The sequence below is a fragment of the Prevotella pallens ATCC 700821 genome (assembly GCF_000220255.1).
GTDB lineage: Bacteria > Bacteroidota > Bacteroidia > Bacteroidales > Bacteroidaceae > Prevotella > Prevotella pallens.
In genome coordinates, this window is sequence record NZ_GL982513.1 from 568,888 (window position 1) to 581,450 (window position 12,563).

The 12,563-nt window shown below is 34.1% G+C and carries 9 protein-coding genes; 7 read left to right on the forward strand and 2 right to left on the reverse strand.

What is annotated here, in order from left to right; all coding sequences use genetic code 11:
• The first annotated feature begins 666 nt into the window (after positions 1 to 666).
• Entirely contained in the window at positions 667 to 2,856 is a 2,190-nt protein-coding gene (locus tag HMPREF9144_RS02235) for a glutamine synthetase III family protein (RefSeq protein WP_006044203.1), read from the forward strand.
• 437 nt (positions 2,857 to 3,293) lie between these two features.
• Here HMPREF9144_RS02235 and glsB read toward each other — a convergent pair whose 3' ends face one another.
• Both glsB and glsA read right to left on the reverse strand, forming a co-directional pair.
• Positions 3,294 to 4,289: a glycine N(alpha)-acyltransferase GlsB gene (gene glsB / locus HMPREF9144_RS02240; RefSeq protein ID WP_006044204.1), complete on the reverse strand. Its 996-nt coding sequence runs from the start codon at positions 4,287 to 4,289 to the stop codon at positions 3,294 to 3,296.
• Positions 4,290 to 4,343: 54 nt separating this feature from the next.
• Positions 4,344 to 5,159, reverse strand: coding sequence for a lyso-glycine lipid O-acyltransferase GlsA (gene glsA, locus HMPREF9144_RS02245; protein ID WP_006044205.1), 816 nt, complete (start codon positions 5,157 to 5,159; stop codon positions 4,344 to 4,346).
• A gap of 284 nt (positions 5,160 to 5,443) precedes the next feature.
• Between glsA and mraZ the strand changes: the two genes are divergently transcribed.
• Genes mraZ through HMPREF9144_RS02275 form a run of 6 tightly spaced genes read left to right on the forward strand, consistent with a single transcriptional unit; the run spans position 5,444 to position 12,514 of the window.
• Complete coding sequence (mraZ, locus tag HMPREF9144_RS02250; RefSeq protein WP_006044206.1) at positions 5,444 to 5,917, forward strand: division/cell wall cluster transcriptional repressor MraZ; 474 nt, start codon at positions 5,444 to 5,446, stop codon at positions 5,915 to 5,917.
• A 14-nt stretch (positions 5,918 to 5,931) separates the two neighbouring features.
• Complete coding sequence (rsmH, locus tag HMPREF9144_RS02255) at positions 5,932 to 6,867, forward strand: 16S rRNA (cytosine(1402)-N(4))-methyltransferase RsmH (RefSeq protein WP_006044207.1); 936 nt, start codon at positions 5,932 to 5,934, stop codon at positions 6,865 to 6,867.
• Positions 6,868 to 7,524, forward strand: a complete 657-nt coding sequence (locus HMPREF9144_RS02260) for an FtsL-like putative cell division protein (protein ID WP_006044208.1) — start codon at positions 6,868 to 6,870, stop codon at positions 7,522 to 7,524.
• Positions 7,525 to 7,530: 6 nt separating this feature from the next.
• Positions 7,531 to 9,684 (forward strand): PASTA domain-containing penicillin-binding protein, encoded by a 2,154-nt coding sequence (locus tag HMPREF9144_RS02265; RefSeq protein ID WP_006044209.1) that lies wholly within the window; start codon positions 7,531 to 7,533, stop codon positions 9,682 to 9,684.
• Positions 9,685 to 9,731: 47 nt separating this feature from the next.
• Complete coding sequence (locus HMPREF9144_RS02270; RefSeq protein ID WP_006044210.1) at positions 9,732 to 11,192, forward strand: UDP-N-acetylmuramoyl-L-alanyl-D-glutamate--2,6-diaminopimelate ligase; 1,461 nt, start codon at positions 9,732 to 9,734, stop codon at positions 11,190 to 11,192.
• Positions 11,193 to 11,242: 50 nt separating this feature from the next.
• Entirely contained in the window at positions 11,243 to 12,514 is a 1,272-nt protein-coding gene (locus HMPREF9144_RS02275) for a phospho-N-acetylmuramoyl-pentapeptide-transferase (protein WP_006044211.1), read from the forward strand.
• The last annotated feature ends 49 nt before the right edge of the window (positions 12,515 to 12,563 follow it).

Genomic DNA, 12,563 nt, shown 5'->3' on the forward strand with positions numbered 1-12,563 from the left:
ATATTACCATTATAAGAAAGAAAATAACGATAAAATAAGCAGTATTTATTAGAAATAAAGAACAAAAAAACTGTCCTGGGAGCAAAAATAGTCATAAATTTTCATAATTGCATAAAAAAGACACCTAAATAGTTGGTGGAAATTTATTTTATCTATACCTTTGCATTGATTTAAGAAATAATTCTTGATTACAAACATACAAAATAGTTATTAGTAAGTTAATAGTCAAACAAATGTTAGTTAGTATGTCTTCGTGAGAAGATGCACTGATGAGAATTGAGTCAAGTAATTTTTTGAGTTATTTAGTTAAGTGGCAAGGCCTATGTTTACGTGAGTAAATATAGGCTATTTTTTTGTGCTTATAAGAAAAAATGCCAACATAATGTAAACAGTAAACATTATATATATTATATCTGCTAAACATATATATAACAACGTTAAACATATAGTTGCAATAGTTAAACATATAGTTGTAATAGGGGAGAAGATGCCATAATTAAACTCGTAAAGAAATAATATGCAACCCTTTTCGGAGAGAAATAATTGTAATTAATGATTTAGCTTATTTCTTCTTATAATTATTAGTCAAAATAGTATAATAATTTTGTAAACTCCAGCTAAATGGTTATTTTTGCATTATAATGACCTACTAAAAGTAAAAAAGGTATGGATAACTTAAGATTTGAAGTTTTAAAAGAGGCTTTTAGAAAACGCCCTGTAGAATTAAAGATACCCAAAGAGCGTCCATCGGAATTGTTTGGGAAGAATGTATTTAACCGCGAAAAAATGTTTAAGTATCTTCCTATAGACGTTTATAATAAAATGGTGGACGTTATGGATAATGGCGAACGTCTTGACCGTTCTATTGCTGATTGTGTTGCTAATGGAATGAAAAAATGGGCAAAAGATAATGGAGTTACACATTACACTCACTGGTTTCAACCATTAACAGAAGGCACTGCCGAAAAGCATGATTCGTTTATTGAACCTGATGGAAAAGGAGGAATGATAGAAGAATTTTCAGGAAAATTACTTGTACAGCAAGAACCTGACGCTAGTTCTTTCCCATCTGGTGGTATTCGCAACACATTTGAAGCGAGAGGTTATTCGGCTTGGGACCCAACAAGTCCTGTTTTTATTATAGACGACACTCTTTGTATCCCTACAATTTTTATTTCTTACACAGGAGAATCACTCGATTATAAGGCACCATTGCTACGTTCTTTGCGAGCAGTAGATAATGCAGCAAAAGAAGTTTGCCAATACTTCTATTCAGACGTGAAAAAGGTGCATACAAATTTAGGTTGGGAACAAGAATATTTTTTAGTTGATGAAGACCTTTATTTTACTCGACCTGATTTAATGCTAACTGGTAGAACATTAATGGGACACGATTCGGCAAAAAACCAGCAAATGGAAGACCATTATTTTGGAACTATACCAGAACGTGTGCAAGCTTTTATGAAAGATCTTGAAGTTAATGCCTTAGAACTCGGAATTCCTGTTAAAACTCGGCATAATGAAGTTGCACCCGGACAATTTGAACTTGCTCCTATCTTTGAAGAATGTAATTTAGCCGTAGACCATAATATGCTTTTAATGGCTGTAATGAAGAAAATTGCACATCGACACGGATTTCGCGTACTATTACACGAGAAACCTTTCGATGGTATTAATGGATCGGGAAAGCATAATAACTGGAGTTTGTCTACCGATACAGGAATATTATTGCACAAAAGCGGAAAAAATGTAAACAATAATTTACGTTTCGTCGTTTTCGTTGTAGAAACTTTAATGGGAGTTTATAAACATAATGGTTTACTAAAAGCTTCGGTTATGAGCGCTACAAACGACCATCGTTTAGGAGCAAACGAAGCACCACCTGCAATTATATCATCGTTTTTAGGTAAACAAGTGTCCGATTTGTTGGAACATATTGAAAAAGCCGATAAAAAAAATCTGTTTAGTGTGAAAGGAAAGCAAGGAATGCAACTCGATATTCCTGAAATTCCAGAATTGCTGATAGATAATACCGATCGTAACCGTACTTCGCCATTTGCTTTTACAGGAAACCGATTTGAATTGCGTGCAGTTGGCTCCGAAGCAAATTGCGCTTCGGCACTTATTGTATTAAACACAGCTGTTGCAGAGGCTTTAACCAACTTCAAAACACGTGTAGATGCACTAATTTCTAAAGGCGAAGACCCTACAAGGGCAATTATAGAAATTGTTCGCGAAGATATAAAAACGTGTAAACCTATACACTTTGACGGAAATGGTTACAGCGACGAATGGAAAGAAGAAGCAGAAAAAAGAGGATTAGACTGTGAAGCAAGTTGTCCTGTATGTTTCGATGCTTATTTGCGCGATGATTCCATACAAATGTTCGAACAAATGAACGTAATGAATCGTAACGAATTAGAAGCACGTAACGAAGTAAAATGGGAAACCTATACAAAGAAAATACAGATTGAAGCACGTGTTATGGGCGATTTGGCTATGAATCACATCATTCCAGTGGTTACACACTACCAAAGTAGGTTAGCAAAGAATGTAAGTTCTATGATAAATATCTTTGGAAAAGAAGAAGGAGAAAGGCTAACCAAACGTAATATTAATATTTTAAAAGAAGTAGCCGAACGCATTCAACTCATAGAAACTGGAGTAGATGAACTTGTTGAGGCAAGGAAAGTAGCAAATAAAATAGAATCGCAACGCGAAAAAGCAATTGCTTATCACGATAATATTGTTCCACAGATGGAAAAAATACGTTATCAGATAGATAAACTTGAACTGATTGTTAGCGATGAAATGTGGACTTTACCTAAGTATAGAGAACTTTTATTTATCCGATAAAACCGCACAAAATGATATCTTCTTCTAAAGGAGAATGATTTTATGGACAGGTTTCTCTTTGAAGTTTTTGGAATAGAATATTCACGAAAAATAAAATAAAAAACAAAGAAGAACGCCATAGAGAAAACAGAAAAAAGTCTTATTATAAATTCCCAGAAATTTAATTATAAAATTAAAAAATATAATTAATTTTCTGGGAATTTATAATTAAAGTTTTTTGGAACTATACAACCAACATTGAATGCTCCTCTTATTATAAAAATAACAAAACATTCTTTCGTGTAGAAAAATGTATACAATAAAATAAACGATATATATTCTTATACTTATTAAACACTATCAGCCAAATAAAAAGGCAATATCCATTTCGCCATTTCTATTAGGATAGTGTAGAATAAAATAATAAAAATCAATTTTACTTATCGAAATGAGAGTTATTATCTATTCTCTTTATAAATTAAGTTATTTGCACCGCTGGTTATATTGAGTGCTTCGGGGTGATCGTTTACGAAACTTTCTATATGTCGTACACGTTTTTCTTCAAAAATTTCGTCTACTGCAATAAGAATACCAGTTTCTTCTACATCGCCAAAGCCATTATTTATGCCAGTTCCAAAAAGTTTCATCGTTGGAGAAAGGTTCATATAAGCATTTACTAAGGGAGGAATGTTGAAACCTAATTTCCGAATTTCTCTATTTAATATACGGTAGTTTTCTTTGAAAGAAGAAGCATTAAATAAAGTATCGAATTCTGATGAAGGAGTTTCAATTTTAAGCGGTTTTATCGGGATAATAAGTTTTTCTTTATCGTCGAAAAACTTTCTTAAAAAGTAGAGAATCATATCTCTTCCTCTACGAATATACGAAGGATACATTGTAACCTTGCCAAAGAAATATTTGCAATTTGGATTTAACACGGTAAGTGCACCTAATCCGTCCCAAAGATTATCGAGAGCGAAAATACTTTTAGAATTTTCGCGAACATTTTGATAACCAAGCGACACAAAAGAACGACCTAATTCAACGGTATAAGGAGCATATTCTTTCAGAAACTTATCAGAAAAATGAAACATGTGGCTGGTAGCAAGAATAGGTTGTCCGTCTTTTCCAAATTTCCAATCAGCTCCAAATACATATCGATAACCGCCAATGATTTCTTCATTATCGGGATTCCATACTATAAGTTGTTTACAACAACCAGGCATTAAATCAAATTCATCAATATCTTTAGCTTTTCCTGTGCCTCCGCCAGCATTTCTGAAAGCTTCTTCGCGCAATCTTCCAACTTCGTCCATTAAATTTGGAGCATCGGCAGCCGAGAATACATATATGTCGTTATGACTTTTGTTTGTAACTCTCAACAATCTGTCAGGAGTAAGTTCGCTTTTTAGAAGTTCTTTACTGACTGGTTGAATTATCTCTTCTTCCTTCATATTATTGCTTTTGTAGCATCGCTTAATTTCGCATTCATATAACAACGTAGCTTTCTAAAGCTCGTAAACTTTATTTCGCACAAATTGCGCCCATTCCATCGGTGTTTTACTATTGTTGAATGTTTGCCAAGGAATAGGTTTTCCGAAACTTACACGAAAGGTCTTACCAACATTTTTGTACATTTCATCGACTAAAAAGAACATTGCTAAATTTACTTTCTTTATATATTTATCGCTGAAATGAGCTATTTTATAAAATCGTTCAGAGTTTTGCCCGCTAAAATGGATAGGAACAACGTCTCTGTGGTATTCTACACTCTTTGTTATAAATGTTTTTTTCCAAGGCAAATCAGAAATTACGCCATTTTGTTTTCTGCTATTGAGACCTGCTGGGAACATTAACATGTGATTATCGCTACTAAATCCAGCTTCTACCATACGGGGAAAGTCTCTACTTTGTTTTCCTGTCTTGTTTATTCCTATACATACTGGCTGAAGACCCGGTAAATTCAGCAAAAGATCGTTAACAAGATAACGAAACTTTCCATCGTACTGTTTGCCAATAATAGAACCTAAAGCAACTCCATCTTGTCCACCAAGTGGATGATTAGAAACAAAAGTGTAAAGTTTGCCATCGTTCTTGTCAGGCAAATTCTCTAAACCTTCTATTTCGAGTGTCATTTTCAAATAGTGCACACATTCAGTAAGCCATTCTGTACCAGTTTTGTTTCTACTGTCCCACAGAAATTGATTCACTTCGTCTTCGTGAATAAGATTTCTAATCCAGTTAATCAGAAAATGAGGAACAAACTTTGCTTTTGAGCCCATCTTCCCGTGCAATATCTTTTGGATATCAATGGTCTTTTCCATATTGTGTGCTATATGCTTATTAAGTTTCTCAATTTCTCAAATCGAATGCAAATGTAATTAAACCTTTTGATATATCCCACTTTTTTATAAAAAAAATACTCAATGAAACCAATTTGGTTATTATAAATCTACTAGTCTGTATTCAATATAAGTTTTCGGGAAACATATCTTTACGTTAAATATATTAAAAATGAGAGAATGGAATAAACTTTGTGGAGGAAAGGGGTGGAATGTGGGGAATTTTGCTTACCTTTGAGGCGATTTTAGATATATAAGAAGTACGCATGCGATTTTTAGGGAGTATAGAAGCCAAAACTGATAGTAAAGGAAGGGCCTTTTTACCAGCTACATTCCGCAAGATATTGAATACATCTGGCGAAGAATCTTTGGTGATGAAGAAAGATGTTTTTCAGCCTTGTTTGGTAATCTACCCTCAATCAGTGTGGAATAAAATGCTCGATAATCTCCGTAATCATCTTAATCGTTGGAGTAAGCGCGACCAAATGATATATCGCCAATTTGTATCAGACGTAGAAATGATTGTGCTTGATGGAAATGGTAGGTTCTTAATACCAAAGCGCTATTTGAAAATGGCAAACATTAACCAACAAATCAAATTTATAGGTATGGACGACTGTATTGAGATTTGGAATAACGAAAGCGAAGAAGCATTTTTAGACCCAGACGATTTTAGTGCAGCATTGGAAACTGTTATGGGCGATTTAGGAGAAACAAAAGCACTCTTTATAAAAGAATAATCGGATAAACAAATATGGTTAAGACAGCTGAGACATATCATGTTCCAGTATTGCTTTGCGAGAGTGTAAATGGTTTGGATATCAACCCTAATGGTATTTATGTAGATATTACTTTTGGTGGTGGTGGACATAGCAAAGAAATACTTTCGCATTTAAGTAAAGAAGGACACTTATATAGCTTCGACCAAGACGCCGATGCTGAACAGAACATATACAAGCTGAACAGTGATGGAAAGAAACCAGAAAACTTTACGTTTGTGCGTTCTAATTTTAGATATCTTGCCAATTGGTTGCGCTATTATGGTGTAGAAAAGATAGATGGATTGTTGGGCGATTTAGGAGTTAGTAGTCATCATTTCGATGATGAACTGAGAGGATTTTCATTTCGCTTTAATGCTCCGCTTGATATGCGTATGAATAAAAGAGCGCAAAAAACAGCTGCTGATATTTTACAAGAATATGACGTGCAAGAGCTTGCTAATATATTCTATCTTTATGGGGAATTAAAAAATTCGTATAAGATAGCTACAGCCATTGTAAATAGTAGGGGGAAGGCTCCTATACTAACAACAAATGATATTCAGGCTGTTGTTGAACCGCTTTTTAAACGCGAACGAGAAAAAAAAGAGATGGCTAAACTATTTCAGGCTTTACGCATAGAGGTTAATCAGGAAATGATAGCCCTAAAGGAAATGCTAAATAGTGCGTCGGAAGTATTAAAGCCAGGCGGTAGAATTGCCATTATTACTTATCACTCGTTAGAAGATCGCATTGTGAAAAATGTGATGAAGTCGGGAAATATAGAAGGTAAGGTAGAAAAAGACTTCTTTGGACATATAACTGCACCGTTTAAATTAATAAACAATAAGGTGATAGTGCCAACCAATGATGAACAAGAGAGAAATCCACGAAGTCGCAGTGCAAAACTAAGAATAGCAGAGAAAAGATAAATGAACAATAAGCTTACAGAAAATAATGAGACGTTAGGTGTTGTAATAAAACCCATTTTTACAATAAAAGACCATCAGAAAAATGTAACTGAAGAGATAAAAAATGAATCTAATCAGTCTACTGATTCTGTAGCAATGAATGGAACAGAAATTGATTTAGAGGTAACAGAGGGTATATTCAATAATAAGAAAAAAGATAACAATACAAAAGAACATAAAAATTTTGGTAAACAAGAAGAGCAAAAAATAGTAAGTTCTAAAATAGAAGAGGAAGAAGAAGCATTGAAAAATGCAATTGAAGACCAAGCGCGAGAAGATGAACGGCCACTTGCAAGCAACTTTACTTTAAAGAAAATACTTGGTGGCGATATATTCTCAGCTCACTTGTTAAGAAATAATATTGGACTTATTGTGGTTGTCGTGTTATTTATTATTATCTATATATCAAATCGCTATAGTGTTCAGAAAGATTTAATAGAGATAGATAGATTACAAAAAGAGCTGTCTGATGCTAAATATAGATCTCTATCAAGTAGTAGCCAACTAACAGAACGTTCGCGAGAAAGTCATGTATTGGAAATTCTGAAAACAAACAAAGATAGTGTCTTAAAAATATCATCGCGCCCTCCGTTTATTATAAATGTACCAACAAAATAAAAAATAATGAGCAAGTTTAATAGCAAAAATATTATGCCACGATATTCGCTTATAGCATTAGTTATGAGCCTTATTGCTATTGCCGTTGTTGCAAAATCGGCATATATAATGATTGTTCAGAAGAATTATTGGTTAGAAGTTGCTGCAAAACAAAAAAAAGATAATGTGCCAATTTTGCCTACACGTGGCAATATTTTGAGTTCTGATGGAGAACTTATGGCAAGTTCTTTACCAGAGTTTAAAATATACATCGATTTCAAAACTCTTAAGGAAGCAGGCAAAGATACAGCCTTTGTAGATAGTATTAATTATATTTGTAAAGGCTTAAATGAGCTTTTCCCAGAAAAAACTGCTGGTGAATTTAAACAAGAACTATTAGAAGGTTTAAAAGAAGAAAAGCGACATTGCCCTATTTGGAAAAATCGTATCGACTATAATACATATAAAGAGGTAAAGAAGCTACCTGTTTTTAAATACGATAAATTTAAGAGTGGTTTCCATGAAGAAGAATTTAATGCACGACGACGCCCATTTGGATCGCTTGCACAACGTACAGTTGGTGATCTTTATGGTTCAAAAGATGTGGCTAGATGTGGATTAGAACTTTCTTTTGATAGTATTCTGCGTGGAACAAATGGTGTTGAAAATAGACGAAAAATCCGAAATAAATATCTTAGTATAACAGAAACACCACCTATTGATGGTTCTGACATTGTAACGACTATAGATGTAGGTATACAAGACTTAGCCGAAAGAGCATTACTTAATGAGTTGCAAGAAATAAATGGAAATGTTGGCGTTGCCATTGTTATGGAAGTTGCAACAGGCGACATTAAAGCTATTGTAAATCTTGATAAATGTGAAGATGGACAATACCGAGAAATTAAGAACCATGCAGTAAGTGATTTGCTAGAACCAGGCTCAGTTTTCAAAACTGCTTCTATGATGGTAGCACTCGATGATAATGTAGTAGACACAATGTATACTGTAGAAACAGGAGGTGGCGTTTGGACTATGTACGGACGAGATATGAAAGATCATAACTGGAGACGTGGAGGCTATGGAACATTAACATTACCATGGTGTTTGAAATATAGTTCAAATATAGGCGTTAGTAGAATTATAGATACTTTCTATCATAAAAATCCAGAAAAGTTTGTACAAGGAATCTACAAATTAGGTTTAGCCGACGATTTGCAAATCCCTATTACAGGCTATTCACCAGCCAAAATTCGTATGCCAAAGAAAAATAAACATGGACAATATATAAACTGGAGTAATACGGCTTTACCATGGATGAGTATTGGATATGAATCGCAAGTACCACCAATATCAACATTAACATTCTATAATGCAATAGCAAATGGTGGAAAAATGATGCGCCCACGATTTGTTAAGAAAGTTGTGAAAGATGGAACAGTATTAGCAGAATATCCTCCAGTAGTACAGCGCGAACAAATAGCAAAAGAATCAACCATAACGGAGATGCGTAGAATTCTTACAGAAGTAGTGTCTGAAGGATTGGGAAAAAAGGCAGGTTCTGATAAATTTTCGGTTGCAGGTAAAACAGGTACTGCACAAATGTCGAAAGGAGTTGCAGGATATAAAACAGGTGTAACCGACTATTTATTAAGTTTTGCCGGATTCTTTCCTGCAGATGCACCACGATATAGTTGTATTGTATGTATACAAAAGTCGGGATTACCAGCTTCAGGCGGAGGAATGAGTGGCGTAGTTTTTCATAATATAGCAGAAGGAATAATGGCACAAAATTTAAAACTGAGTGTTTCTGATGCAAGAGATTCTTCTGCTTCACTTATTCCAATGGTTAAGAGTGGTAATCTTTTAGCTACCGATTATGTTCTATCTTTTCTTGGATTTAATGTAAAGAATGGTTGGAATGGTGCTTATCCATTCGGTAATAATATTTGGGGTTTTGCGAAAACAGGTAGTAACGGTATAATACTTTCTGAAGAAAAAAATATCAATAAACGATACGTTCCTGATGTACATAATATGGGAGCACGTGATGCAATTTATTTATTAGAAAATTGTGGCATAAAAGTTATAATGTCTGGGCGTGGAAGAGTAGTAGAACAATCGCTTGCACCTGGCGAAAAAATAAAACAAGGTATGGTTTGTAAACTTCGTTTTGCATAATACGATATTAATGTACATTCAATAAGAATAAATAAAAAGCAAGATATATGAAATTAAACGATTTGCTTAAATATGTGAAGCCATTGAAAATAATTGGCGATACAGAAAAAAATATTACAGGTATCAATATTGATAGTCGTAAAATAGAAGGAAACCAAATGTTTGTGGCTATAAAAGGTACTCAAACAGATGGTCATAAATTCATAAATAAAGCAATTGAGTTAGGTGCTACTGCTATTTTATTAGAAGATATTCCAGAAGAACTCATTAGCAATAATGTTACTTATATACAAGTAAAATCTACAGAAGAATCGGTTGGTAAGGTTGCAACAATGTTTTATGGCGATCCTTCTCGTCATTTAAAACTTGTTGGAGTAACAGGAACGAATGGAAAAACAACTGTTGCCACCTTATTATATAATATGTTCCGTAAATTCGGATACAAAGTAGGATTACTTTCTACTGTTTGCAATTATATTGACGATAAAGCTGTACCAGCTGATCATACAACTCCAGACCCAATAGAATTAAATGAATTGCTTGCAAAAATGGTTGCAGAAGGTTGTGAATATGCTTTTATGGAATGTTCTAGCCATGCAATTCATCAACATCGTATTGGAGGATTACGATTTACTGGCGCATTATTTACCAATCTTACACGCGACCATTTAGATTATCATAAAACGTTCGAGAACTATCGTAATGCAAAGAAAATGTTCTTCGATGATTTAGATAAAGATGCATTTGCTATTACTAATGCCGATGATAAAAACGGTATGATAATGGTACAAAATTGTAAGGCACAAATAAAAACTTACTCTATTAAACGTATGGCAGACTTTCGTGCTCGCATTCTAGAATGTCATTTCGAAGGAATGTATTTAGAAATAGATGGAAAAGAAGTGGGCGTACAGTTTATAGGGAAATTTAATGTAAGCAATTTGCTGGCTGTTTATGGAGCCGCTATTATGTTAGGAGAGAAAGCAGAAGATATTTTAGTTGCGCTTAGCACTTTGAAAAGCGTAAATGGGCGATTAGAACCTATTGCTTCGCCAAATGGTTATACTGCAATTGTAGATTATGCGCATACTCCTGATGCTTTAGTAAATACTTTATTGGCTATACATGAAGTTCTTGATGGTAAAGGTGGACATGTTATTACAGTTTGTGGTGCAGGTGGCAATCGAGATAAAGGAAAACGACCACTTATGGCGCTCGAAGCAGTAAAACATAGTAACAAAGTTATACTTACAAGCGATAATCCACGAAACGAAGACCCTCAAACTATTATTGATGATATGTTAGCAGGCCTTGATGCCACACAAAAAAAGAATGTTATTTCCATAGTAGACCGAAAAGAGGCTATCCGTACAGCTTGTATGTTAGCTCAAAAAGGTGATGTTATTCTTATAGCTGGTAAAGGACACGAGACTTATCAAGAAATAAATGGAGTAAAACATCATTTTGATGATCATGAAGTGGTGCGTGAAATCTTCGGATTACAATAAGAATATTGCTAAATATAGCGATAAAATGGCTATCATTAAATAAAGATATTATGTTATATTACATCTTTCGTTGGCTCGATCAGTTTGGAATTAGTGGTTCTCATTTATGGGGATACATTAGCTTTCGAGCCATTATGGCAATGATTCTTGCCTTAATAATCTCTGCGTGGTTCGGCGAGAGATTCATAAAATATCTGAAGAGAAAGCAGATTACTGAAGTGCAACGCGATGCAAGTATCGATCCTTTTGGTGTAAAAAAGATAGGAGTCCCATCAATGGGCGGTATTATTATTATAGTTGCATTGATTATTCCTGTATTATTGTTGGGACGCTTACGCAACATTTATCTTATTCTGATGGTTATTACCACAATTTGGCTCGGATTTCTCGGTGGAATGGACGATTTTATAAAGATATTCCGACATAATAAAGATGGTTTGAAGGGGAAATATAAAATTGTTGGGCAATTTACTATCGGACTTATTGTGGGTTTAGTATTATGGACATCGCCTGATGTAAAATCGAATATAAACTTAGAGATGCACAACGATAATGGAAAAGAAATTGTTGTGAAACATGGTAAAGAGGCTCAAAAAACGCTTAAGACAACCATTCCATTTATTAAAAATCATAATCTTGATTATTCTGAAATTATGTCCTTCTGTGGTAAATATAAAACGGCAGCAGGGTGGATTTTGTTTGTTATTATGACCATTTTCGTAGTAACAGCTGTTTCTAATGGAGCTAATTTGAACGATGGAATGGACGGAATGTGTGCTGGAAATTCTGCAATTATAGGTGTTGCATTAGGAATTCTAGCTTATGTTAGTAGTCATATAGAATATGCAGCTTATTTAAATATTATGTATATTCCAGGTTCCGAAGAGCTAGTTGTTTTCTTTATGGCTTTCATTGGTGCTCTTATTGGTTTTCTTTGGTATAATGCTTACCCAGCACAAGTGTTTATGGGAGACACAGGAAGCCTTACTATTGGTGGAATTATTGCTGTAGGTGCCATTATTATTCACAAAGAATTACTATTACCTATTTTGTGTGGAATTTTCTTTATGGAAAGTTTAAGCGTAATAATGCAAGTTTATTACTTTAAAATAGGAAAACGAAGAGGAGTAAAACAACGAATGTTTAAGCGTACACCTATTCACGATAGTTTTAGAACACAAGATGAACAATTAGATCCAGAGTGTAAATATCTAATAAAAACTCCACATAATCCAGTGCACGAAAGTAAAATTACTATTCGTTTTTGGATAGTAACAATAATTTTAGCTGCACTAACTATCATTACTTTAAAGATAAGATAAAGGAGAAAATACCAAAACATAAACAACTGTAGGGGCAACAACCTTGCAA